Source organism: Actinomadura sp. KC06 (assembly GCF_004348735.1).
GTDB lineage: Bacteria > Actinomycetota > Actinomycetes > Streptosporangiales > Streptosporangiaceae > Spirillospora.
The window spans coordinates 35765-59194 of sequence record NZ_SMKT01000020.1; the positions used below are offsets into that span (position 1 = coordinate 35765).

Annotated in this window: 26 protein-coding genes; 14 read left to right on the forward strand and 12 right to left on the reverse strand. The window is 72.6% G+C overall.

The features are described 5' to 3' along the window. Window positions 1–14 precede the first annotated feature (14 nt). Genes E1287_RS43615 through E1287_RS09660 form a run of 5 tightly spaced genes read right to left on the reverse strand, consistent with a single transcriptional unit; the run spans window position 15 to window position 2398 of the window. A complete protein-coding gene (locus tag E1287_RS43615; protein ID WP_165968942.1) occupies window positions 15–182 on the reverse strand; it encodes a hypothetical protein in 168 nt (55 codons plus the stop codon). After that, window positions 170–721 carry a hypothetical protein gene (locus tag E1287_RS09645; protein ID WP_131964518.1) on the reverse strand — a complete coding sequence of 184 codons (552 nt, stop codon included), beginning with the start codon at window positions 719–721 and terminating at the stop codon, window positions 170–172. Before E1287_RS09645 ends, E1287_RS43615 begins: the two co-directional genes overlap by 13 nt. Beyond that, a complete protein-coding gene (locus E1287_RS09650; RefSeq protein WP_131964519.1) occupies window positions 718–1176 on the reverse strand; it encodes a hypothetical protein in 459 nt (152 codons plus the stop codon). Before E1287_RS09650 ends, E1287_RS09645 begins: the two co-directional genes overlap by 4 nt. Beyond that, complete coding sequence (locus E1287_RS09655) at window positions 1173–1700, reverse strand: MauE/DoxX family redox-associated membrane protein (RefSeq protein WP_131964520.1); 528 nt, start codon at window positions 1698–1700, stop codon at window positions 1173–1175. Before E1287_RS09655 ends, E1287_RS09650 begins: the two co-directional genes overlap by 4 nt. After that, on the reverse strand, window positions 1697–2398 hold the full coding sequence (locus E1287_RS09660; protein WP_131964521.1) for a hypothetical protein: 702 nt from the start codon (window positions 2396–2398) through the stop codon (window positions 1697–1699). Before E1287_RS09660 ends, E1287_RS09655 begins: the two co-directional genes overlap by 4 nt. Window positions 2399–2655: 257 nt before the next feature. Between E1287_RS09660 and dut the strand changes: the two genes are divergently transcribed. Beyond that, window positions 2656–3171 (forward strand): dUTP diphosphatase, encoded by a 516-nt coding sequence (gene dut / locus E1287_RS09665; RefSeq protein WP_131964522.1) that lies wholly within the window; start codon window positions 2656–2658, stop codon window positions 3169–3171. 3 nt (window positions 3172–3174) lie between these two features. Next, window positions 3175–3999, forward strand: a complete 825-nt coding sequence (locus E1287_RS09670; RefSeq protein WP_131964523.1) for a DUF3710 domain-containing protein — start codon at window positions 3175–3177, stop codon at window positions 3997–3999. Between the two features lie 272 nt (window positions 4000–4271). Here the strand turns inward: E1287_RS09670 and E1287_RS09675 are convergent, their stop codons facing one another. Both E1287_RS09675 and E1287_RS09680 read right to left on the reverse strand, forming a co-directional pair. After that, complete coding sequence (locus tag E1287_RS09675) at window positions 4272–4973, reverse strand: PIG-L deacetylase family protein (RefSeq protein WP_243718787.1); 702 nt, start codon at window positions 4971–4973, stop codon at window positions 4272–4274. A 21-nt stretch (window positions 4974–4994) separates the two neighbouring features. Next, window positions 4995–5684, reverse strand: coding sequence for an SLC13 family permease (locus tag E1287_RS09680; RefSeq protein WP_243718789.1), 690 nt, complete (start codon window positions 5682–5684; stop codon window positions 4995–4997). A gap of 155 nt (window positions 5685–5839) precedes the next feature. On the opposite strand from E1287_RS09680, the gene E1287_RS09685 reads away from it, so the two are divergent. The 3 genes from E1287_RS09685 (at window position 5840) to murJ (ending at window position 9933) form a co-directional block, all read left to right on the forward strand. Further along, the gene (locus E1287_RS09685; RefSeq protein ID WP_131964525.1) at window positions 5840–6637 is read left to right on the forward strand and encodes an ABC transporter ATP-binding protein; all 798 of its coding nucleotides are present in this window, start codon (window positions 5840–5842) and stop codon (window positions 6635–6637) included. A gap of 4 nt (window positions 6638–6641) precedes the next feature. Then, window positions 6642–7997, forward strand: a complete 1356-nt coding sequence (locus tag E1287_RS09690; RefSeq protein ID WP_131964526.1) for an FtsX-like permease family protein — start codon at window positions 6642–6644, stop codon at window positions 7995–7997. 103 nt (window positions 7998–8100) lie between these two features. Beyond that, window positions 8101–9933, forward strand: a complete 1833-nt coding sequence (gene murJ, locus E1287_RS09695) for a murein biosynthesis integral membrane protein MurJ (RefSeq protein ID WP_347813962.1) — start codon at window positions 8101–8103, stop codon at window positions 9931–9933. A gap of 57 nt (window positions 9934–9990) precedes the next feature. Here the strand turns inward: murJ and E1287_RS09700 are convergent, their stop codons facing one another. Then, the gene (locus E1287_RS09700; RefSeq protein WP_207934109.1) at window positions 9991–11487 is read right to left on the reverse strand and encodes an MFS transporter; all 1497 of its coding nucleotides are present in this window, start codon (window positions 11485–11487) and stop codon (window positions 9991–9993) included. Window positions 11488–11630: 143 nt separating this feature from the next. Between E1287_RS09700 and E1287_RS09705 the strand changes: the two genes are divergently transcribed. Both E1287_RS09705 and E1287_RS09710 read left to right on the forward strand, forming a co-directional pair. After that, a complete protein-coding gene (locus E1287_RS09705; RefSeq protein ID WP_131964528.1) occupies window positions 11631–12020 on the forward strand; it encodes an OB-fold nucleic acid binding domain-containing protein in 390 nt (129 codons plus the stop codon). Between the two features lie 208 nt (window positions 12021–12228). Continuing rightward, window positions 12229–12843, forward strand: a complete 615-nt coding sequence (locus E1287_RS09710; protein WP_207934112.1) for a DUF3159 domain-containing protein — start codon at window positions 12229–12231, stop codon at window positions 12841–12843. 38 nt (window positions 12844–12881) lie between these two features. On the opposite strand, the gene E1287_RS09715 is transcribed toward E1287_RS09710, so the two are convergent. Together E1287_RS09715 and E1287_RS09720 are read right to left on the reverse strand one after the other, a co-directional pair. Then, entirely contained in the window at window positions 12882–13541 is a 660-nt protein-coding gene (locus E1287_RS09715; RefSeq protein WP_131964529.1) for a TrkA family potassium uptake protein, read from the reverse strand. Beyond that, on the reverse strand, window positions 13541–14206 hold the full coding sequence (locus E1287_RS09720; RefSeq protein WP_131964530.1) for a TrkA family potassium uptake protein: 666 nt from the start codon (window positions 14204–14206) through the stop codon (window positions 13541–13543). The genes E1287_RS09715 and E1287_RS09720 overlap by 1 nt, the downstream gene beginning before the upstream one ends. A 236-nt stretch (window positions 14207–14442) precedes the next feature. Between E1287_RS09720 and E1287_RS09725 the strand changes: the two genes are divergently transcribed. From E1287_RS09725 to E1287_RS09745, 5 genes are all read left to right on the forward strand, one after another. Further along, window positions 14443–16479: an APC family permease gene (locus E1287_RS09725; RefSeq protein ID WP_131964531.1), complete on the forward strand. Its 2037-nt coding sequence runs from the start codon at window positions 14443–14445 to the stop codon at window positions 16477–16479. After that, complete coding sequence (locus E1287_RS09730; protein WP_131964532.1) at window positions 16472–17827, forward strand: class I SAM-dependent RNA methyltransferase; 1356 nt, start codon at window positions 16472–16474, stop codon at window positions 17825–17827. Before E1287_RS09725 ends, E1287_RS09730 begins: the two co-directional genes overlap by 8 nt. Before the next feature lie 47 nt (window positions 17828–17874). Beyond that, window positions 17875–19065: a GNAT family N-acetyltransferase gene (locus E1287_RS09735; RefSeq protein ID WP_207934110.1), complete on the forward strand. Its 1191-nt coding sequence runs from the start codon at window positions 17875–17877 to the stop codon at window positions 19063–19065. 89 nt (window positions 19066–19154) lie between these two features. Beyond that, window positions 19155–19655, forward strand: a complete 501-nt coding sequence (locus E1287_RS09740; RefSeq protein WP_131964533.1) for a DUF6221 family protein — start codon at window positions 19155–19157, stop codon at window positions 19653–19655. 22 nt (window positions 19656–19677) lie between these two features. Then, on the forward strand, window positions 19678–20103 hold the full coding sequence (locus E1287_RS09745) for a helix-turn-helix transcriptional regulator (protein ID WP_131964534.1): 426 nt from the start codon (window positions 19678–19680) through the stop codon (window positions 20101–20103). A 22-nt stretch (window positions 20104–20125) separates the two neighbouring features. Here E1287_RS09745 and E1287_RS45500 read toward each other — a convergent pair whose 3' ends face one another. Both E1287_RS45500 and E1287_RS09750 read right to left on the reverse strand, forming a co-directional pair. Beyond that, window positions 20126–20386, reverse strand: coding sequence for a hypothetical protein (locus tag E1287_RS45500; RefSeq protein WP_243718791.1), 261 nt, complete (start codon window positions 20384–20386; stop codon window positions 20126–20128). A gap of 26 nt (window positions 20387–20412) precedes the next feature. Beyond that, window positions 20413–21153 (reverse strand): glycoside hydrolase domain-containing protein, encoded by a 741-nt coding sequence (locus E1287_RS09750; RefSeq protein WP_243718793.1) that lies wholly within the window; start codon window positions 21151–21153, stop codon window positions 20413–20415. 221 nt (window positions 21154–21374) lie between these two features. On the opposite strand from E1287_RS09750, the gene E1287_RS09755 reads away from it, so the two are divergent. Together E1287_RS09755 and E1287_RS09760 are read left to right on the forward strand one after the other, a co-directional pair. After that, window positions 21375–22424 carry a DUF11 domain-containing protein gene (locus tag E1287_RS09755; RefSeq protein WP_131964535.1) on the forward strand — a complete coding sequence of 350 codons (1050 nt, stop codon included), beginning with the start codon at window positions 21375–21377 and terminating at the stop codon, window positions 22422–22424. 43 nt (window positions 22425–22467) lie between these two features. Continuing rightward, window positions 22468–23394: an LLM class F420-dependent oxidoreductase gene (locus tag E1287_RS09760; protein WP_131964536.1), complete on the forward strand. Its 927-nt coding sequence runs from the start codon at window positions 22468–22470 to the stop codon at window positions 23392–23394. Window positions 23395–23430: the final 36 nt, after the last annotated feature.

The window sequence follows — 23430 nt, forward strand, 5'->3', positions numbered from 1 at the left end:
TCGCTGTTGCGCGTTCAAACGCTGCCGGACAGCGAGAATCCGGCGAGGACGCCGATCGACGCCCAGCTCAGGACGGCGGCGTTCAGCGCGGCGGCTGATAGTGCGAGGAGCGCGACGGCGGCGACGGGAAGGAGAGGGTCGGTCAGTCCGCGCCGCAGCCGTCCGGCGGTCAGTTCTTGCACGCCGTCGCTTTGCGGCAGATGGTCTTGTACCAGTTCCCCGCCTTCGACTTCTTCCAGCCGTCGTGGCAGCGCCAGGTGATGCCCTTCTTGCAGTTTCCGCATGCCTTGGAGTAGGCCCAGAGCCATCCGTCCCAGTGGCTTCCGTAGCAATCGCTCGGACGCAGTTTGTAGCGCCCCGGGTCCGAGACCCCGGATTTGTGGAATCCCTTGTATTTCCCGCTCGTCCGGCAGCACGAGGCGCACACCAGGCTCGGGCCGCAGCCGGGGGAGCAGTTGTGGCCGGCCGCGTACGACGGGCAGCGCGGATAGATGTCGTAGTAGCCGACCAGCTCGAACCCGGAGGACAGCGCCTCCCGCGCGGGCGGGAACACGCCGAGGGCCTTCAGCCCGGCGGTCGCGCCGGCGGCGGCGAGGCCCGTCAGGACGCTGCGTCGCACCGGCCTGAACGCCGGCGCGTCCGGCGGGACGCGGCGGCGGACGCGCCGGGCGTCGGCGGGACGCGGGCCGCGCAGCGGCGGGACGTCTTCCAGTTCGATCATCGTGCCGCCTCCAGGGTGAGTGTGCGGAGGGCTTCGGGCGAGCCCACGGGTTCGGCGGTCCGCACCCGGCCGTCCGCGCCGACGATCACGGCGAACGGGGTGGCGGGGACGCGGTAGTCGGCGAACAGGCCGTCCCGCTCGCCGGACAGGACGGTCGCGCCGGACGCGGCGTCCGCGGGAGGGCCCGCGAAGATCGCGTGGAACGGCGGGCCGAGGTCGTCGGCGGCGGCCAGCACGTCCGTGCAGACGCCGCAGTCGCGGTCGAGGAAGAGCAGCAGGCCCGGCCCGAGCCGGTCGAAGGACGGGGCGGGCGTGCCCGGCGCCGGGCCGAGACCGGTCGGGCGGGACGCGCCCTGGCCGAGCGCGTGGACCTGCCGGACGAGGCCGGCGACCACCAGGGCGAGCAGCAGGATCGCCACCCACGACAGCAGCAGCGCGCTGCTCTGGAAGCTCATCCGGCAGACCTCCTCACGATCATGGCGGACGGGAGCGTCCAGAGGAGGACCGCGAACCCCAGCCCCGCCGTGACGACGATGAACGACTCGTATGCGGACGGCCCGCTGGGCAGCCCGTGGAGGGCGCCGGCCAGCGCGAGCGCGGACAGGGCGGCGGCTCGTCCCGCGACCCAGCCCGTCATCGGCGCGTCGGCGCCCGCGCAGCCGCAGGGCACGTTGTGGCGCGTGCGCGACACGTACGTCCCATAGGCCGCGTACAGGGCGAGCAGGGCGGCCGACGCTCCGAACGCCAGGCGCATCGGCCCGTCCAGCCGGAGCAGGAGCGCCACCGCGCAGCCGGCGCCGGTGAGCGCCTCCGCGGCGACCACGGCCGCCGCCACGGGACCCGCGAGCGCGCGCGGGACCGTGCCGTGCGCCCGCAGCGCCGAGGCGAGCATGCTCGGACGCCTGGCATGCCCGAACAGCGACGCCAGCAGGACGAGCGGGACCGCGACCGCCGCGACGCCCGCCGTCAGCGCGGTCACGGGACCGCCTCGACCGCCAGGCCCGCGAGCCGCCGCGGGACCTCCCGCACCTCGTCCTCCTCGGGCAGGACGGTGACCAGCAGCGACTTCAGGGCCAGCATGAAATAGGTGCCCTGGCCGTCCACGCTGTCCCGGAACAGCTCGCCGCCCGCGACGGACGCGCCGCGCCACGACGGGAGCCGCCGCCGCGTCTGCCGGTTCAGCGGCCTGATCTCCAGGAGCCCGAGGCCCGGTACCTCCTTGACCAGCTCGGCGGGCGCGGGCCGCCGGGCCCGGCCGTGCGGGACGGCGATGACCCCGTCCGCGTGCTCGGTCAGCCGGATCGAGTCGAAGAACGCGACGGCGTCCGCCGGACGCGCGTGGTAAAGGTGCGTGAACACCGCATGGCGCCGCCCCTCCCACGCGGCCGCGAGGACGGTCTCGCTCACCCCCGGGCCGCTGTCGTGGGCGGCCGCGGCCCGGCCGACCCGCAGGCGCCCGTCCTGGACGCGGAACTCCTCGTCGAACCGCTCGACGCCGATGTCGTCGGCCCAGGCGAGCGCCGCCCTCCGGGTGCCGCTGGAGATCTCGTGGAGCCGCCCGCCGTCGGCGATCACCGCGACCGACGTCCAGGGACGCCCGAGGTCATGGGGACCTGAGAGCCGTACCCTGACACCGTCCAGCGAGCGGTGGACGATCTCCCGTTCGGATGTGCCCATGAACGCCCCCTTTCCTGCGGGACGCAATTCCCGCAGAAGCACCGCGGGTAACGGAAGCGACGCTACGCGTGAATCCACACTTTGGGGGTGAATCTTCCGGAAGTGGTCATGTCCGGGAACGGGTAAGGTCAACTGCCGGACCCGTGCGGCGGCGGCGTTTCAGCACCGGCCCGGCACCGCGCCCTCGGTAGGGTCGTGAGGTTTTCCGGCAGGTGAGCGTGAGGTGAACGCGTGAGCGAGGTCCGTGAGGTGAACGCGTGAGCAAGGTCGATGTGCTGATCCGGCGGCTCGATCCCGGGCTGCCCCTGCCGCAGTACGCCCACGCGGGCGACGCGGGCGCCGATCTGGTCGCGGCCGTGGACGTCGAGCTGCCCCCGGGTGAGCGCGCCGTAGTCCCTACGGGCATGGCGATCGCGCTGCCCGACGGCTACGCGGCTTTCATTCACCCGAGGTCCGGTTTGGGCGCTAGGTTGGGGGTGACCATAGTCAACGCACCCGGTACGGTCGACGCCGGCTATCGGGGTGAGATCAAGGTGACCCTGCTGAACACCGACCTCCGCGCCACCGTCACCCTGCGGCGCGGAGACCGCATCGCGCAGCTGGTCGTGCAGCGGGTGGAGCAGGCGGTGTTCCACGAGGTCGCCGAGCTTCCCGGATCGGCGCGCGGAACCGACGGCTTCGGCTCCACCGGCGGATTCGGTCCTGCGCCCGGAGGGCGGGGGCCCGCGGGCGCGGATAATGCAGGCAATGAGCACAGTCGAGAAGGAGCGTGAGTCGTGGCTTTTGGACGTCGCCGGCAGGCCGAGGAGCCCGAGAAGGGGCCCGAGGTCACCGATGAGCCGGTGGAGGCCGCCGAGGACGCCGCCGAAGAGGCTCCCGCCAAGGCGCAGCCGGCCGAGGGCGGCCCGTGGGACTCCGAGGACTCCTTCCCCGAGCTGCAGCGGCTCGATTTCGGGTCCATCCTGGTGCCGGTCGCCCAGGGCCTCGGCTTCCAGGTGAATTTCGAGGCTACCCAGGTGGACGAGGAGGGCAACCCGCTCGACGGGCGGCCCGTCGCCGTGCTGGTGCAGTACGAGGAGAGCGCCATGCAGTTGCAGGCGTTCGCGGCGCCGAAGCGCAGCGGCATCTGGGACGACGTGCGCCGTGAGACCGCCAAGGACATCCAGGAGGAGGCGCAGGGCCAGACCCAGGAGGGCGACGGCCCGTTCGGCCCCGAGCTCCTGGCGATGGTTCCCCAGCCGCTGACCGAGGAGGTCCTCGCGGAGATGCCGGAAGACTTCCGCCAGCAGATCCCGGCGGAGTTCATCGAGCAGGGCTGGGCGCCGCAGATCATCCGCTTCCTCGGCGTGGACGGCCCTCGCTGGTTCCTGCAGGCCGTCGTCCAGGGCGCGGCGATCGAGAACGAGGAGCAGTGGCAGGTCCTTGAGGACGTCCTGCGCGGCGTGGTCGTCGTCCGCGGCGACGCCCCGATGCCTCCGCGCGACCTGCTGGAGCTGCGGATCCCGAAGGAGTTCAGCGAGGGCGGCGACGAGGACGAGGAGGAGGCCGTCGAGACCTTCGACCCCTTCGAGCGCGGCCCCGAGATCACCGAGGTCCGCTGACCGGTCGCCGTGGTCCGCCGACCCGGCCGCCGTCCGCTCCCGCAGAACTTGCCCGCCGTGCCGCGCGCCGTTTCGGACGTGCGGCCGGCGGGTTTTCGCTGAGCCGCGTGCCGCGGATTCCTTGCGCCGGACGCCTTTCGGGTGGTCAATCGGGACATGTCGAAGAAGACGCGCAAACGCCGGGCCCGTAAACGCAGCAAGTCCAACAAGGGAAAGCGGCCCAACGCCCGCCGCTAGCCCGCTGGCCCGGGGCCCGGCGGGAGCGGGCCGGGCTACGCCTCGATCATCTCGAACGTCAGCGCGTGCTCGACGCCGACGGCGCGTCCGGCCTCCTCGGCGTTGCCGGTGAGGAACGCCGCCCCGTCGAACCCGGCGCCCAGGTTCGAGAAGTACACGTGGTGCGCGAGCAGCGAGTCGATGCCGGCCTGCAGGTGACCGGTGATGTCCACGTAGTGCGTGTCCTGCGGTGATCCGCCGAACAGCGCGAACCGGACGCCCTGCCACGGGTCGAGGCCGAGGTCGCGGAACACCCACCGGTTGGCGGCGTCCCTGATCGCGTCCGCGACGGCGAGCCCGAGGACGCGGTGGTCGGCCATGTTGAACCCGCCGCCGGGGAAGGCGTTCCGGAAGTTCAGCGACAGCACGACCTCGGGCCGGTACCGCCGGATCACCTCGGCGAGCGCCCGCCGCAGCGGCAGGCCATACTCCAGCACGCCGTCCTGGAAGTCGAGGAACTCCACCGTCTCCACCCCGACGATCCGCGCGGCCTCGATCTGCTCCGCGCTGCGGAGGCGGCGCGCATCGTTGGGCTCCATCGAGTCGATGCCGGCCTCCCCGCGGGTCGCGATCACCTCCGTCACCGTCTTGCCCTGGCTCGTCCACTTGGCGACGGCGGCCGACGCCCCGTACTCCAGGTCGTCGGGATGCGCGACGATCGTCAGGGCCCGGTCCCAGTCCTCAGGTACCTCGTCCATCCCTCCATCCTCTCCCATCGCCTACAGGTAGCGGAGCCAGAGGTAGGGGGTGGCCAGCGTGACCGTGACGAAGGTGACGACCAGGCCGTAGCGGGTGAACTGCCAGAAGCTGATGGGCGTGCCGTTGCGGGCGGCGATGCCGAGCACGACGTTGGCGCTCGCGCCGATGGCGGTGGCGCTACCGCCGAGGTCGGCGCCGAGGGCGAGCGCCCACCACAGCACCTGGCCCTCGTCTCCCGGATAATCCTGGACGAGGTCGGACACGATCGGGGCGTCCTCGGTGGTCACCTTGGTGGCGGCGACGAGCAGCCCGGCGCCGAGGAGCGCGACGACGGACGGCTCGTAGTGCAGCACGGGATGCAGCACGAACGTCGCGACGACGATGGCGAGCACGGTGAGTCCCTGCGCGAGGAGCCGCCGGTCGATGATGGCTTCGCGCTCCTCCAGCTCCATGTCCTCCGCCGCGAGCTCCGGGTCGTAGTGGAACGCCGAGCGGAACAGCCAGCGGCGGATCAGGCAGAACACGACGATCAGGAGGACGACCAGCGGCGCGAGGTGCACGAGGAAGTCGTTGAACGACAGGTTCCCGCGGCTCGCGATGATGATGTCGGGCGGGTCGCCGACCAGCGTGGCGGTGCCGCCGATGTTGAAGGCGCCTTCCGCGTCGGTGATGTGCAGGAGCAGCATCAGGCCCGCGCCGCCGAGGGCCACCGGACCCGGTCGAAACCGCGCCCGTGCGAGCCCGGAAATGGTGGGGTTTTGCCTACCCCGTTCGGCGTGCTGGACCCATCCTCGCCGGCCGTCGCCGTCCGTAATTTCGTTCCTGCAGGCGCACCAGGAAGGAGCGCCGGGCTGGAGGGAAAGAAATGATCGGACGCAAGGGGCCGGACCCGGCGGGCCAGGTGTCGGGTGAGGCGCTTCGCCTGGAGGGCGTGCGCAAGGTGTACGGCGCGGAAGGCAACCAGGTGGTCGCGCTGGACGGCGTGTCGCTGTCGCTGCCCTCCGGGTCGTTCACCGCGGTGATGGGCCCGTCCGGGTCGGGCAAGAGCACGCTCCTGCAGTGCGCTGCGGGTCTTGACCGTCCCACCGAGGGACGCGTGTTCGTGGACGGCGCCGAGCTGACCGGGGACGGCGAGGCCGCGCTGACGAAGTTCCGCCGGCAGCGGATCGGTTTCGTCTTCCAGCAGTTCAACCTGCTGCCGACGCTGAACGTGATGCAGAACGTGGTGCTGCCGCTGAAGCTCGCCGGACGGAAGGTCGACCGGCAGGGGGCGCGGGCCGTGCTCGAGCGCGTCGGGCTGGGCGACCGGCTCGGCCACCTGCCGTCGGAGCTGTCCGGCGGGCAGCAGCAGCGGGTGGCGATCGCGCGGGCGCTGGTCACGCGGCCGCGGGTGGTGTTCGCGGACGAGCCGACCGGCGCGCTGGACACGCGGAGCGCCCGCGACGTCCTGGGCCTGCTGCAGGAGTCGGTGCACCTGCACGGCCAGACGGTCGTGATGGTCACCCACGACCCGGTCGCCGCGTCGTTCGCGAACGCGGTGCTGTACCTGGCGGACGGGCGGATCGTCGGCCACCAGGCCGCGCCGACCGCCGAGGCCGTCGCGGAGCGGATGACGCACCTGGCCGACGAGGTCGAGCGTCAGCGGACGATGGCGGGGGCGTGAGGAGATGTTCCAGCTGGCGATGAGTTCACTGCGCAAGCGGACCGGGGCGTTCGTCGCGAGCTTCCTCGCGATGTTCCTCGGCTCGGCGATCATCATGGGTTTCGCGTCGATGCTGGACACGGCGGAGGCGAGCGGCGCGACCGGGCCGGCCAGGGAGACGCTCGTCACGATGGCGAACGTCGTCGGCGGGTGGGGCCTGCTGCTGGTGGTCTTCGCGGTCACCTCGACGCTGACCCTGTCCGTCCGGCAGCGCGCCGCGGAGATGGCGCTGCTGAAGAGCGTCGGCGCGACCCCGGCGCAGCTCGGCCGGATGATCGTCGGCGAGGCGGCGGGGCTGGCGGTGGCGGCGGCGCTGCTCGGGATCGTCCCGGGGATGCTGGTCGGCCGCGGGCTGCTGGGCATGCTGCACGACACCGGCCAGGTCCCGGCGGACGTCGGGTACACCTTCGGGCCGATCGCGGTGTCGATGGGCATCGGGATCACCGTCGTGTCCGCCGTCGGCGCCGCACTGATCACCGCGCGCCGCACGACCCGCGTCCGGGTGACGGAGTCGCTGGCGGACGCGGCCGTCGACACCGGCAAGCTGAGCAGGAAGCGCATCGTGTTCGCGGTGATCTTCCTTCTGGTCGCCGTCCAGCAGGCGGTCATCACCGTGACCGTGATGGAGGACGACAGCATGGCCATGGCGACGTCCGGGCAGGCGGACATCTTCGCCGCGATCGGGCTGTCGCTGCTCGCCCCGGCCATCATGCGGCGGGTGACGGCGCTGGTGGCGGGTCCGCTGCGGCTGCTCGGCGGCGCCGCCGGCGGCCTCGCGGCCGACACCATGAGCCGCCGGACGAGCGCGCTCGCCTCCGCGGTCACGCCGGTCATCCTGTTCGTCGCGACGGCGGTCGGCACGCTGTTCCTGCAGTCCACCGAGAACGCGGCGCTGGACGCGGCCGGGCTCGCCAAGACCAGCGAGCAGAAGAACATCGAGACGCTCAATTTCGTCGTCATCGGGATGGTGGTGCTGTTCACCGCGATCATGCTGGTGAACACGCTGATCGCGGCGACCGCGCACCGCCGCCGCGAGTTCGGCCAGACGCGGCTCGCGGGCGCGACGCCCGGCCAGGTGCTCGGCGGCGTGGCGGTGGAGTCGGCGGTGCTGACCGTCACCGGCGTGCTGGTCGGGACGGTCGCGTCGGTCTTCACGATCGTGCCGTTCGGCCTCGCCCGCCGCGACTCGGCCACCCCGGACGGAAGCGTGTGGACCTACCTCGCGGTGGTCGCGCTCGCCGCCGTCCTCACCGGGGCCACGGCCTACGCCGCGACCCGCAAGGCGGTCCGGGTCCCCGCGGTCGAGGCGGCGCTCAACTGACCAGCAGGCGGGCGGCCGCGTTTCCCGCAAGGCCCCGTGGGGTGCTCATCCGTAGAGGGTGGGCACCCCGCGGGGCATACTGGCGCCTCCGGGGGTGGTGAAGGTGGACGAGCCCGAAGGACTGGACGAACCCGAGAGACGTCGCGTGCTCATGCCGCTGGTCATCGCCGAGGCGGAGCGCGCGGAGCCGCCCGGCGAGCCGGAGACCGGGCTCGTCCCGCTCCGCGATCCCGGCGACGTCGGCGACCCGGGGACCGCCGACCGGCCCGGCTCGGAGGGCGACGAGATCGGCGGCGCCGCGCAGGCCGCGCCGCCCGGCGTCGCGCACTCCAGCGCCGTGATGGCGATCGGGACGGTCTTCTCCCGCGCCACCGGCTTCCTCCGCACGGTCGTGATCGGCGCGGCGCTCGGCACCGCGCTGCTCGGCGACGCCTACCAGGCCGCCGAGATGATCCCGTACACGGTGTACGAGCTGCTGCTCGGCGGGCTCCTCGCGAGCGTCTTCGTCCCGTTCCTGGTCAAGCGGCGGATGCGGGACGCCGACGGGGGAGCGGCGACGGAGCGGCGGCTGCTCGGCGTCGTCCTGCTGGCCCTCGCCGTCCTGACCGCCGTGGCCGTGCTCGCCGCCGACCAGCTGATCTCCCTGTACGCGGGCGGGTACGAGGGGCGGCAGCGCGAGGTGGCCGTGCTGCTCACCCGGCTGCTGCTCGTGCAGATCTTCTTCATCGGCGTCAGCGGGCTGGCGAGCACGCTGCTGAACGTCCGGCGCCGGTTCGGGGCGCCGATGTGGGCGCCGGTCGTCAACAACCTGATCACGATGGCGGCGGGCCTGCTGTTCCTCTGGGTCGCCGGACGCGGCCGGACCGCCGACACCGTCACCGACGGCCAGCTCGCCCTCATCGGCGTCGGCTCCGCGTTCGGCACGATCGCGCAGAGCGCCGTCCTCGCGTGGACGCTCCGGTCCGCCGGGTTCCGCTGGCGCCCGCGCCTCGACCTGCGCGGCTCCGGGCTCGGCGAGGCGGTGCGGGCCGCGTCGTGGATGCTGCTCTACATCGTCGTCGCGCAGGTGGGCGTCCTCATGACCGCGAACGTCGCGACGCGCGCCGCCGAGCGGGCGGCCGAGGCGGCGGGCCGTCCGGTCTCGGGGAGCGGGCTCGCCACCTACAAGTTCGCGCTCGTGGTGTTCCAGCTCCCGTACGCGATCATCGCGGTGTCGGTGATCACGGCGCTGCTGCCGAGGATGAGCGCGCACGTCGCGGACGGGCGGCGCGACCTCGTCCGGGACGACTTCTCCCGCGGCCTGCGGCTGGCCTGCGCGCTGCTCGTCCCGCTCTGGCTCGGGATGCTCGTGTTCGCGATCCCCGGCTCCGTCACGTTCTTCGCCTACGGCAGCCTCAGCGTGGACGGGGCGCGCCGCATCGGCGTCGTCCTCATGGTGTTCGCCGTGATGGTGCTGCCGTTCACCCTGCACCAGCTCCTGATGCGCGTCTTCTACGCCATGGGCGACACCCGCACGCCCGGTCTGATCGCCATTCCGGCGGGGATCACGCAGGCGGTCACGGCGCTCGCGCTGCTGTGGCTCGTCCCGGCGCGGCAGGTCGTGCTCGGGCTGCCCGTCGCCTACGGGCTGTTCTACCTGGCGGGCGCGACGGGCGCGGCGCTCGTCCTGCGCAGGCGGCTCGGCGGGATGGACGGACGCCGCATCCTCCGCGCGCTCACGCGCCTGCATCTGGCCGCGCTGCCCGCCGTCGCGTTCGCGGCGGCGGTCGTCTGGGGTTTCGGGCATCTGCCGGGCGACCGGCTCCCCGCCCTGCTGACCGTAGTCGTCGGCGGCCTCGGCGGCGGAGCCCTGTACGTGGTCACCGCCAGGCTGATGAAGATCCCCGAGATCGGCTACTTCACCGCGATGGCCGCTTCGCGCGTCCGCCGCACCTGACGGCCCGGAAACGCCGAAAACGCCGCCCGGTGCGGACGGCGAGTTCGGCGGGCCGGGTCAGTGCGAGCGGGCCCGGCGGGGGAGCAGGAACGCGACCAGGAAGGCGACCGCGGTGAGGGCGATCGTCAGCTCGGCGACCCGCTTGGCGGCGTCCAGCGCGGCGGACGGGTCGAAGTGCCCGGCCACCGGCGCGCCGATCGCGCCGAAGAACACGGTGCCGAGGATCGCGATGCCGAGCGAGGCGCCCAGCTGCTGGATCGACTCCAGCGCCGCCGACCCGGACCCGACCTCGTGGTCGGCGATGCCCGCGACGATGATGTCGAACAGCGGGACGAAGATCATCCCCATTCCGGCGCCGAAGAGCAGCAGCGGCGCGGCCAGGTGCCAGCCGCCGAGGCCCGTCCCGGCCGTCTCGAACACCGCGTACAGGGCGGCCAGCCCGGCGAGCATCATGCCGAGCCCGATGTGCAGGACGTTCCGGCCGAGGCCGGTCATGGCCATGCTGCCGAACGCAGACCCGGCGAACGCGCCGATCGCCCAGGACGCCATCGCCAGGCTCGCGGCGAGCGGCGTGTAGCCGAGCCCGAGCTGCAGGAACAGCCCGACGGCGAGCGAGAACCCGGTGATCAGCCCGAAGAAGACGACGACGAACAGGACGCCGGAGCTGTAGGAGCGGTTGGCGAACACGCTCAGCCGGACGAGCGGCGTCCGGCCGCGGCGGGCGCGGCGCAGCTGGTGCAGCGCGAACACGGCGAGGACGGGCGCCGACCCGGCGAGCAGCGCCAGCGACCAGATCGGCCAGCCCAGCTCGCGGCCTTGGACGAGCGGGTAGACCAGCATGCTCATGCCGAGCCCGCCGAGCAGCATGCCGGTGACGTCCAGACCGCCGGAGCGGTCGGCCTGCGACCGGGTCGGGGCGGGCAGTACCCGCGCGCCCACGACCAGCGCGTACGCGCCGACCGGGACGTTGATCAGGAAGATCGCGCGCCAGCCGGTGCCGAACAGGTCGGCGTCGACCAGCAGCCCGGCGACCACCGGGCCGAGGATCGTGGCCAGCCCGATCACCGGGCCGAGCAGCGCGAACGCCTTGCCGACGTCCTTGGCGCCGAACAGGTCGCGGACCAGCCCGAAGCCCTGCGGGATCATCACCGCGGCGCACAGCCCCTGCGCGACCCGCGCGGCGATCAGGCTCTCCGGCGACCAGGCGAAGGCGCAGGCCACCGAGGTGGCCAGGAACCCGGCGGCCCCCGCCAGCAGGACGGGCTTGCGGCCGAACATGTCGCCGAGCCGGCCGCCGGTGAGCAGCGCCACGGCGAGGGCGAGCGTGTACCCGGCCGCCATCCACTGCAGCGCGGAGTAGGACCCGCCGAGGTCCGCGCGGATCGCGGGCGCGGCCACGTTCACGACGGTGGAGTCGAGCAGGTTCAGCAGGGTGGCGGCCAGGACCGCGGAGAGTCCGAGCCAGCGGCGCGGATGCGGGGCGGCGGTGCTCTCCGTGCGGACGTCGGAGCGCGTCTCAGATGGCGAGACGGGGGTGTCGAGCGTGGCGGTCACGGCTCTTCCTTCCTGTCGGAGCGGAATGCTCTGTTCCGATAATAGCAGAACGGAATGCTTCATTCCAAGTCCTTCGGAGCGGGAACCGATCGAGGGCGGGGCAAGGGGTCCGATTCGTCCGGTGATGCCATACGCTTCGAGGCATGGACGAGGCATCGGCCGAGCGCGGGAAGGGCGGGCTGCGCCGCTTCCTCCGGCGCATGGCGTCGAGCAACGCCGAGCTCGAAGCCGAGGACCTGCAGAAATCCTCGGGCCACGAAGGCGCGACGCCGATCACCGAGTGCGCCGAGCGCAAGCGCCACTGCGTCGCGGGTACGCTACGTACGGTGACGCTCCGCCCGCGGGGCGGCGCCCCGGCCCTGGAGGCCGAGCTGTACGACGGCACCGACGTGATCAGCCTGGTCTGGCTCGGCCGCCGCAAGATCGCCGGCATCGACCCGGGGCGCATGCTGCGCGCCGAGGGGCTGGTGAGCACGCAGGACGGGCGCAAGGTCATGTTCAATCCGCGATACGAGCTGCGCGGCGGTTCATGAGGCCGCGGCGAGCGGCCGGGAGTGCGACGTGAGCGAAGTCGAAGCGAGCCGGGAGGACGGCGTGGACACCGAGACCGGGGATCCCGCCGCGTCCGGCAAGCCCGGGGCGACGGCCGCGACGCCCGAAGCGCCCGCGGAGCCCGGCACGTCGAGCACGTCCGCCGCGCCGGAGAAGGAGAAGGCCGCGCACGACACCGTCGAGGCGGCCGTGCGCGCCCAGCTCACCAAGGCGCTCGGCGGCGTCCGCGGCATGATCGAGGCCGCCGTCCCCACCATCGCGTTCACCGGCACCTACGTCACGACGGACGAGATCAAGCCCGCCGTCGCCGCCGGAATCGGCGCGGCCGTGCTGCTGCTCGCCGTCCGGATCGCGCAGCGCTCCAACCCGCAGTTCGTCCTGAACAGCCTGGTCGGCATCGCGATCGCCGCGTTCTTCGCGCTGCGCTCGGGCAAGGCCGAGGACGCGTTCCTACCCGGCATCCTGCTCAACGCCGGCTACGCCGCCGCGATGATCTTCTCGATCGCGGTGCGGTGGCCGGTCGTCGGCTTCATCATCGGCACCGTCACCGGCGACCCGACCGAATGGCGCCGCGACCCCGGCATCGTGAAGCTGTGCTCGAAGCTCACCTGGCTGCTGGTGCTGCCGTGCGCGGCGCGGGTCGCCGTCCAGTACCCGATCTACCTCGCCGACGGCGACCAGAGCGGCCTGCTCGGCGCCGCCAAGATCGTGATGGGCTGGCCGCTGCAGGTGGCGGCGCTCGCGGCCATGGTCTGGCTCCTCGCCCGCGGCCGCACCCCCATAGAACGCAAAGAACCCGCCTAGCCGAGGGCCGGGCGGGTCCGGTGCGTCCGGTCACTGGGTCAGTGGCCGCCGAGCAGCTCCGCGAGCTCGTCTTCCACGTCCTGGCTGGCGACGAACATCAGCTCGTCGCCCGGTTCGAGCGTGTCGTCGGACGTCGGGACCAGCACCCGGCCCTCGCGCAGGATCGCCACCAGCGCCGTGTCGCGCGGCCAGGCCACCGACCCGACCCGCTCCCCGCCGAGCGGCGCGTCCTCTGGCAGCGTCAGCTCCACCAGGTTCGCCTCGCCCTGCCGGAACGTCATCAGCCGGACGAGGTCGCCGACGCTGACCGCCTCCTCCACCAGCGCGGACAGCAGCCGCGGCGTCGACACCGCCACGTCCACGCCCCACGACTCGTTGAACAGCCACTCGTTGTTCGGATGGTTGATCCGGGCCACCACCCGCGGCACCCCGTACTCGGTCTTGGCGAGCAGCGACACCACCAGGTTGACCTTGTCGTCGCCGGACGAGGCCACCACCACCTGGCAGCGCTCCAGCGCCGCGTCGTCCAGCGCGGAGATCTCGCACGCGTCGGCCAGCAGCCACTCGGCGCGCGGCACCATCTCCACCTTGATGGCCTTGGGGCTCTTGTCGATCAGGAGGACCTCGTGCCCGTTCTCCAGCAGCTCCTGGGCGATGGACCGGCCCACCGCGCCCGCCCCGGCGATCGCGACCCGCATCAGGACTCCTCCCCGTCCCGCGCCGCGACGGCGAGGTTCACGCGCTCGACGTCGTCGGCGCCCGCCATGATGTGCACGATGTCTCCGTCCTGGATCACGGTGTCCCGGTCCGGGACGAGGGCCTCGCCCATCCGCGACAGGAACGCCACCCGCGTGCCCGCGTGCTCCTCCAGCGCGCCGACCTTCTCGCCCACCCACAGGTGCCCGGAGTCCAGCTCGGCGAGGACGACCGCGCCGGTCGGGTCGCGCCACAGCGGCTCGGCGCCCTCGGGGAGCAGCCGCCGCAGGATCTGGTCGGCGGTCCACCGGACGGTCGCGACCGTGGGGATGCCGAGGCGCTGGTACACCTCCGCGCGGCGCGGGTCGTAGATCCGGGCGACCACGTTGTCGACGCCGAACGTCTCCCGCGCCACCCGCGCGGAGATGATGTTGGAGTTGTCGCCGCTGCTGACGGCCACGAACGCGGACGCGCGCTCGATGCCCGCCTCGGCGATCACGTCGCGGTCGAACCCGAAACCGGTGATGCGGCGGCCCCGGAACCCGCTGCGCAGGCGGCGGAACGCCTCCGGGTTCTGGTCGATGATGGCCACCGAGTGACCCTTGTCCTCCAGGATGTGGGCGAGCGTCGAACCGACCCGCCCGCATCCCATGATCACGATATGCACGGCCGTTCCCTCTGTCCGTCCAGGGGGACGCTCCCCCTGTACCCCCCGCGCCGTGCACGGCACCCGTCACCGACCGCCCATGCCGTGCCGCACCCGGGGAACGTTTCCAGTGAATGATCCCTACCGGGCTGCAAACCTACACATCCGCCCAGGCGAGTACTACCCGGTACGGCCCGTCCGTCCCGGCCGCGGGGGCGGGACGGCGGCGTCATGTCCAAGGGCTAGAGTCTCCTCTCGTGTCAAAGGCTCCGGACCTTGTGAAGCGCCTGCTGCTGGGAAGGGCGCTCCGCAGCACCCAGCTGCACGAGCAGCTGCTCCCCAAGCGCGTCGCTCTCCCGATCTTCGCGAGCGACCCGCTGTCCTCGGTCGCGTACGCGCCGCAGGAACTGCTGATGATGCTCGCCGTGGCGGGGGCCTCCTTCTACGCCTACGGCCCGTGGATCGCGCTGGCCATCGTCCTCCTGATGGCCGTGGTGGTCGCCTCGTACCGGCAGAACGTGCACGCCTACCCCAGCGGCGGCGGCGACTACGAGGTCGCCACCGTGAACCTGGGGCCGAACGCCGGGCTCACCGTGGCCAGCGCCCTCATGGTCGACTACGTGCTCACCGTCGCGGTGTCGGTCTCGTCCGGAGTGGAGAACATCGGCTCGGCCATCCCCTGGATCGGGGAGAACCCGGTGATCGCGGCGCTCGCGATCATCGTGCTGCTCACGGTGACGAACCTGCGCGGCGTCCGCGAGTCCGGAACGTTCTTCGCCTTCCCCACCTACGCCTTCGTGATCGGCGTCCTGGCGATGGTGGTGTTCGGCGTGTTCCGCATCGGCGTCATGGGCGACGATCTCACCGCGCCCACCGCCGACCTTGAGATCCGGGCCGAGCAGCACGACCTGGCGGGCCTCGCCGTGGTGTTCCTCCTGCTCCGGGCGTTCTCGTCCGGGTGCGCCGCCCTCACCGGCGTGGAGGCGATCAGCAACGGCGTGCCCGCGTTCCGCAGGCCGAAGAGCCGCAACGCCGCCACGACCCTGCTCATGATGGGCCTCATCGCGGTCACGATGTTCTGCGGCGTGATCGCCCTGGCGCTGAGCTCGGACGTCCGGGTCGCCGAGAATCCGGCGGTCGACCTGGTGCGGGACGGTTCGCCGGTGGGCGAGAGCTACGTCCAGGAGCCGATCCTGACCCAGGTCGCGTCCGCGGTGTTCGGGGACGGCTCGATCCCGTTCATCTACATCGCGGCGGTCACGGCCCTCATCCTGTTCCTCGCCGCCAACACCGCCTACAACGGGTTCCCGGTGCTCGGCTCGATCCTCGCCCGCGACGGCTACCTGCCGCGCCAGCTGCACACCCGCGGCGACCGCCTGGCCTACAGCAACGGCATCATCATCCTCGCGACGATGGCCGGCCTGCTCGTGTACGCCTTCCAGGCCGAGGTGACCAAGCTCATCCAGCTCTACATCGTCGGCGTGTTCGTGTCGTTCACCCTCAGCCAGATCGGCATGGTGCGGCACTGGAACCGGCACCTGCGCACCGAGACCGACCCGGCCCGGCGCCGGCACATGATGCGGTCGCGGGTGATCAACGCCATCGGCGGCTCCACCACCGGGTTCGTCCTGGTCGTCGTGCTGATCACCAAGTTCACCCACGGCGCGTACATCGTCTGCATCGCGATGCCGCTGATCTTCCTGCTGATGAAGGCCATCCGGCGGCACTACGACCGGATCGCCGAGGAGCTGGTGCCCACCGGCGAGGACATCGCGCTGCCCGCCCGCAACCACGCCATCGTCCTCGTCTCCAAGATCCACAAGCCGACGCTGCGGGCGCTGGCGTACGCCCGCGCCACCCGGCCGTCGACCCTGGAGGCGGTCACCGTGTCCGTGGACGCCGCCGAGTCGGCCCGGCTCCAGCAGGAGTGGGACGCCCTCGACCTGCCCACCCCGCTGAAGATCCTCGACTCGCCCTACCGCGAGATCACCCGCCCGATCCTCGACTACGTGAAGGGCGTCCGCCGCAGGAGCCCGCGCGACGTCGTGACCGTCTTCCTGCCCGAGTACGTGGTCGGCCACTGGTGGGAGCACCTGCTGCACAACCAGAGCGCCTTGCGCCTCAAGGGCCGGCTGCTGTTCCAGCCCGGCGTGATGGTGGTCAGCGTGCCCTGGCAGCTCGCCTCGTCCGACCGGCTCAAGGGGCGGGCCGAGCCGCCCGGGCCCGGCGCGTCCCGGCGGCCGCCGCGGACCGGGTCGCGTCCCGGTACGGGTAGTGTTTCGGACCGTGACTGACCTGGAACCCGACGTCCCCGACCTGCCCGACGTCCTCGAACTGGAGGTCGGCAACGTCGCCAACGGCGGCTTCTGCGTCGCCCGGCACGAGGGACGCGTGATCTTCGTCCGGCACGCGCTGCCGGGGGAGCGGGTGCGGGCGCGCGTCACCGAGCGCGCGAAGAACTTCCTGCGCGCCGACGCCGTGGAGATCATCGAGGCGTCCCCGGACCGGGTCGAGCCGCCGTGCCCGTTCGCCGGCCCCGGCCGCTGCGGCGGTTGCGACTGGCAGCACGCCTCCCTGCCCGCGCAGCGCGCCCTCAAGGCCGCCGTCGTCGAGGAGCAGCTCAAGCGCCTCGCCGGGATCGACCGGACGGTCACCGTCGAGGAGGTCCCCTACCCCGTCGATTCGGAGGTGGCGCCGCCGCCCGGGCTGGGCTGGCGCACCCGCGTGCAGTTCACCGTCTCGGGCGGGGTCGTCGGGCTGCGCCGGCACCGCTCGCACGACATCGAGCCGATCGACGAATGCCTGATCGCCCACCCGGGCGTGGAGCTGATGGGCATCGAGCGCAAGCGCTGGCCCGGCGCGACCGGCGTCGAGGGCATCGTGTCCGCGACCACCGGCGACCGGCTGGTCGTGCTGCGCGGCCGCGACCGCCGCAAGATCAAGGTGCCGCGGCTGGACGTGCCGGTCCGGCTCGTCCGCGGCAAGCCCGAGCCCGGCGCGAGCCTCCCGTACGTCCGCGAGGAGGTGTCCGGACGCCTGTACCAGGTCAGCGGCAGCGGCTTCTGGCAGGTCCACCCGGGCGCCGCGCAGCTGCTCGCCGACGCCGTCGTGGACGCGCTCGAACCGAAGCCCGGCGACATCGTCCTCGACCTGTACTGCGGCGCGGGCCTGTTCGCCGGCGTCCTCGCCGGCCGGGTCGGGCGGGACGGCCTCGTCGTCGGCGTCGAGTCCGACGGGCAGGCCGTCCGGGACGCCCGGTTCAACCTGCGCGACCTGCCGAACGTGTCCGTCGAGCGCGGCCCCGTCGAGGAGGTCGTGGCCGACCTGGAGTTCGGCCGCGCGTCCACCGGGTCGCAGGCGCAGAACAAGCGCGGCGCCGGCCACCACCGCGGCGAGCGGGTCCGGCGCGCCGACCTCGTCGTCCTCGACCCGCCCAGGACCGGCGCGGGACGCGACGTCGTCGAGCACATCACCCGCATCGCCGGACGCAAGATCGCCTACGTGTCCTGCGACCCCGCCACCCTGGCCCGCGACCTCGCCTACTTCGGCGAGCGCGGCTGGACGCTGGAGACCCTCCGCGCCTTCGACGCCTTCCCCATGACCCAGCATGTGGAGTGCCTCGCCACGCTCGTCCGCGGCTGATCGGCCCACCTGCGAAAACGGGTTGCGCCGCGGATTACCGTGGACATGTGATCGAAATCAAGGAGATCCCGGAGGGCGACGCCGACCGCATGGTGGACCTCGCCGGCCTGGTGTTCCACCAGCGCTTCGGAGAGGACGACTACGAGCGCGAATCGTGGCCGGTGCGCCGGGCCGAGCGCATCGGCGCCTATGACGGCGGCGCCCTGATCGGGCAGCTCGCGTCCATGCCGATGCGCCTCGCCGTGCCGGGCGCGATCCTCGACTGCTCGGCGGTCACGTTCGTCGGGGTGCTGCCCACCCATCGCCGCCGCGGCGTGCTCACGTCCATGATGGACCGGATGCACGCGGACGCGGTCGCCGCGGGTCGTCCGCTCGCCGCGCTCTGGGCGTCGCAGGGGATCATCTACGGGCGGTACGGCTTCGGTCTCGCGACCCGCGCGCTCTCGATGGACGTCGACACGTCCCGTCCGCTGGAGCTCCGCACCACGCCCGATCCCGCGCCGCTCCGGCTGGTCGACCCCGGGTCCGCCCCGGAGATCCTCGACCCGATCTACACGCGTGCGCTGGCCGCGCGGCCGGGCGGCCTGGTGCGCGACTCCGAATGGTGGTCGCGTTCCGTCTTCGTCGAGGTGGACCGCGACGCGCCCGGCTACACCGGGCCGCTCGCCGTCGTCCATCCGGCCGGGTACGCCGTCTACCGCACCCACGGCGGCGGGGACCGGACGGTCCGGGTCACCGACCTCGTCGCCGAGACGCCGCAGGTCGAGGCCGCGCTCTGGCGGTACCTGGCGTCGATCGACCTCACCTCCCGCATCCACGCGCCGGGCCGTCCGGTGGACGACCTGCTCCCGCACATGGCCGCCGACCCCGACCAGGTCGACATCAAGGGCGACTACGGCGCGCTCTGGCTCCGGCTGATCGACGTCCCCGCCGCGTTGCGGGCCCGTTCGTGGGCCGCCGACGACGCGTTCGTCCTGGAGGTCCGCGACGCCCGCATCCCGGCGAACGAGGGGCGCTGGCGGCTGAAGACCGGCCCCGCACCGGCCTGCGAGCGGACGACCGAGGCCCCTGACCTGACCTTTTCGGCCGCCGACCTGGCCGCCGTCTATCTGGGCGGCAACCGCGTGACCGCCCTGGTCCGCGTCGGCGTGGTGGACGAGCACACGCCGTCCGCCGCCGCCCGCCTGGACGCGGCGCTCGCCGTCCCCCTCGCGCCGTTCATCGCCGACGACTTCTGACGCGCCCGCCGGGCGGGTGCGGGCGCGCGCCGGGTGATCTTGCGGTGGCAGGATCGGTGTCGGCGCGTCGACGGCGGAACGGAGCGGCTGTGAGTGATCTGGTGGAGTTCCTGCGGGCCCGGCTCTTCGAGGACGAGGACACCGCGCGATGGGCGGCCGACTACCGGTCCCGTCCGAACGGCGGGCCCGACCTGTCCGGGGACGAGCGGTGGCAGTGGGTCGAGACGCACTCCGGAGAGCGGCTCCGGCTGGGACGGCGGCCGATGGACCATCTGCAGAGGCCGGTCTCGCTGCGGAGCATCAACGAGTACCCGTGGCAGAGCCGTCCGGGGTTCGGCCCGCACCACGTGCTGGACGTCTCGTTCGTGAAGGAGGGCGTCGCGCTGCACATGGCGCGCCATTCGCCGGCGCGGGTCGTGGCGGAGGTGCAGGTGAAGCGGCGCCTGCTCGAACTGCATTCGCGGATGAACGGGACGGGCGTCTGCCAGGCGTGCGGCGAGCGCGTCCGGGAGGGCGGGTGCACGACGCTGCGGCTCCTCGCGTCGCCGTACGCCGACCACCCCGCCTACCGGGAGAACTGGCGCGTCTGAAGCCTGGGGAGGGGCCCGGTGGATGTTTCCTGGTGTTTCCGGCATGCTGGGCGGCATGGCCGGGGACGTGGACCGGGAGCGGGTCGCCAAGTACGCGGTGGCCAGGCGCGGGTCGCTCGGGCTGACGCAGGAGCAGCTCGCGGAGCGGGCCGGGGTGACGGTCAAGACGGTCTACAACCTGGAGGCGGGGGAGCGCTGGCCGCAGGCGCGGACCCGCGGCGCCATCGAGGACGCGCTGCGGTGGCGGGCGGGCGACCTCGCCCGCATCGCCGACGGGATGGAGCCGCTCGGCGGCCAGGACCCGGCGGACGCGGACGAGACGCCGCACGAACTCGCGGAGCTCAACGCCTACTTCGCCGACCTGCGGACCGACCCCGGGGAGAAGCGGCGCATCGCGCTCGCGTTCCTGCGGACGCTCTACGGCGAACCGGGCGGACGCGGCCGCTGAGTTACCGGGTCTTTCCGGACGCTCATCTCCAGAAGAAGACCTTGGCGCTGCCCTGGGTCACGGCGGCCGCTGCGGCGCCGTGCTGGATCAGCTGGAAACGCACCCGGCGGCCCTCCCCGACGGTGTCGGCGGGCAGCCCGTACACCAGGTTGGTCGTGTCGCCGACGGACACGAAGTCCTGCACCGGACCGGCCTCGAACCTGCTCACGTCGTCGATCTCCACCTCGACGGCGCGGGCCTGGATGAGCGTGCCCGCGGGCACGCCGCCGACGGTCGCCGCCACGGACAGGCTGTACCGGGCGGACCCGGTCAGCAGGCTCGGGCCGCCCTTGTCCCAGTGCTGGTGCTCCTGGTCGGAGTACTCCTTGCCCCAGCTGACGTCCGTCCACGTGCCGGGGGAAGTTCCTGCTGGCCGTCGCCGGTGCCGACGGACACGTAGTCGGGCATGTCGTCTCCCTCGGGCGAGACGCCGACGCGCCACTGCCCGTAGTCGCCGTGGACGGCGCGGTCGTAGTCGACGGCGACGCCGTTGATCTCGTGGTCGTTGGAGTACTGCTGCAGCTGGGCGCGGGCGTCCCACCGGCCGCCCGACCAGGCGTAGGTCTGCCAGCCGTAGGCGATCTTCTCGGCGTCGAACGCGCGCTTCATCGGCCCATGGCCCGCGTACAGGCCGACCCGGCCGCGGCCGATGACGCTCGCGGCGCCGTCCAGGTAGGCGTTGATCTCGTCCTGCTGGCCGGGGGAGGCGTCCCAGTCGGCGGCGAAGTAGATCGGGCGGTCGTCCGGCATGCCGCACGCCTCGGCCTGCGCGGCGGCGTCGACGGCGTCGGCGGCGCCCGCGGCCCGTCCGTCCAGGGGACGCTTCGCGGTGGTCTCCCAGACGACCACGAGCCAGATGCCCGCCTCGGACAGCTCGTCCGCCTCGGCGCGGGTCAGGTTCTTGCCGGTCGTGTCATGCGAGAGGTAGCGGCACGCGAACTTCGCCCCGGCGCGCTTCAGCGCGGACGTGCCGGGACGGCCCCACGCGTAGTCGACGCCGAAGACAGCCATGCCAACTCCATGGGTCGCGGTTCGGTCCGTCCGTCCGATTGAACAACGCGCACCCGTGATCGCGCAGCGGAATCAGCCGGATGACTCTCCGTGACGGCGCGTCCGTGGAACACTGGTCACCGTCTGTGATGACACGCCGACGCGGCGCTAGGCGGCGCGGCCGGCGGTCGCTACAACGGACATGTCCATATGAAGGAACCGCAGGCCACGGGGGGCTCATTGTGATCCGGACATGGAAGGTGCGCGGTGTCGTCCTGCTGACGGCCGCGCCGCTGCTGGCGGTCGTTCCCTCGGCGGCCGGGGCGGAGCCCGCCGGCCCGGCGCGGACCGCGCACCCGGTGCGGCAGGACGCTTCTCCCAAGCCGCCGCCGAGGCCGAGAACGCAGGCGAAACCGAAGGCGAAGCCGAAGCCGAAGGGCGCGGTGCTCCGCACGGCCGGCCCCAAGGCGGACGTGATCCCGGGACGCACCTACGAGTGGAAGTGGACGTTCCGCGCGACCGAGAGGAGCCGGCCGAAGACCGTCAAAGCGAAGCCCGGCAAGACGAAATCCGGGAAGCCCGGCAAGGCGAAGACGGGCAAGGCGAAGCCCGCCAAGGCCAAGCCCCGGAAATCCAAGACGGTGGAGCTGCTGACCGGCAGGGCGAGGCCCCGCGAGGCGGTGTTCCGGATGACGATGCCGAAGTCGCTGGCGTTCGTGTCCGGTGAGAAGAACTGCGCGTCCAGCGGGTGGAAGATCGTCTGCCGCCTGGGCGCAGTGCGGCGGGGCGCCAGGGTCAGCGGCGTGATCAGGGCGACGGTCGCCGAGCGGGCGAAGCCGGGTCAGAAGATCAGCCCGAGCGGGACGGTGACCTGGGCCGGGACGCGCGTCACCAGGAGGTTCCCGGCCGTGCGGGTCGCCGCCACCGCCGATCTCGCCATCACCAAGTCCGCCCCGGCGAGGGCGCGGATCGGCGCGAAGATCCCGTACGCGATGAAGGTCCGCAACAAGGGCCCGGCCACGGCCAGAAATGTGATGGTCCTGTCCGAGGGGCCGATCAAGGTCGTCGGCCGGAACACCGCGTGCGTGCCCGCCCGCGGCGCCTACGTGTGCGCGGTGGGCGCCCTCCGGGCCGGCGAGTCCAGGACCCTGCACCTCACGGCGGTTCCGCGCGATCGCGTCCGGGCCGGGACGGTGCTGAGGTCGACATGGACGGCGGTCTCGCCGACCACCGACCTCGACCGCTCGAACAACGGCGCCGTCGTCCGCACCCGGATCACCAAGCGGCGCTGACCCGGTGTCACGGGCGGGGTCGCACGGGTTGCAGGATGGGGTCATGCGACTTCGGATCTTCACCGAGCCCCAGCAGGGGGCGAGCTACGAGACACAACTGGCCGTCGCGAAGGCCGCGGAGGACCTCGGGTTCGACGCGTACTTCCGCTCCGACCATTACGTCAAGATGGGGGACGTGACGGGCGAGCCGGGCCCGACCGACTCGTGGATCACCCTGGGCGCGCTGGCCAGGGAGACCAGCCGGATCAGGCTCGGCACGCTGGTGACGGCCGCGACGTTCCGGCACCCCGGCCCGCTGGCGATCTCCGTCGCGCAGGTCGACCAGATGAGCGGGGGACGCGTCGACTTCGGTCTCGGGACGGGCTGGTTCGAGGAGGAGCACACCGCGTACGGGATCCCGTTCCCGAGCCTGGGGGAGCGATTCGCCCGCCTCGAGGAGCAGCTCGAGATCCTGACCGGGCTGTGGGGGACGCCGGGCGGCGAGACCTACTCGTTCAGCGGCGAGCACTACACGCTGGCGGAGTCGCCCGCGCTGCCCAAGCCCGTCCAGGCGGGCGGCCCGCCGGTCATCGTCGGCGGGACCGGGGCGAAGCGGACGCCGCGGCTCGCCGCCCGCTACGCCGACGAGTACAACGTCCCGTTCAACCGGCCGGAGGACACGGGTGCCGCGTTCGACCGGGTCCGCGCGGCGTGCGCCGAGGCGGGACGGACGAAGCCGCTCGTCTACTCGGTCGCGCAGGTCGTCTGCTGCGGCCGTGACGAGGCGGAGGTGCGGCGCCGCGCCGACGCCATCGGACGCCAGGTGCCCGAGCTGCGGACGAACGGCCTGACCGGCACGCCGGGCGAACTCGTCGACAAGATCGGCAGGTTCGGGGAGCTGGGCGCCGAGCGCGTCTACCTGCAGGTCCTCGACCTGCAGGACCTGGAGCACCTGGAGCTGCTGGCCGCGGAGGTCATGACCAAGCTCTGACAGTCCCGAGACGTACGGAGGCCCGCGGCGGGAAGC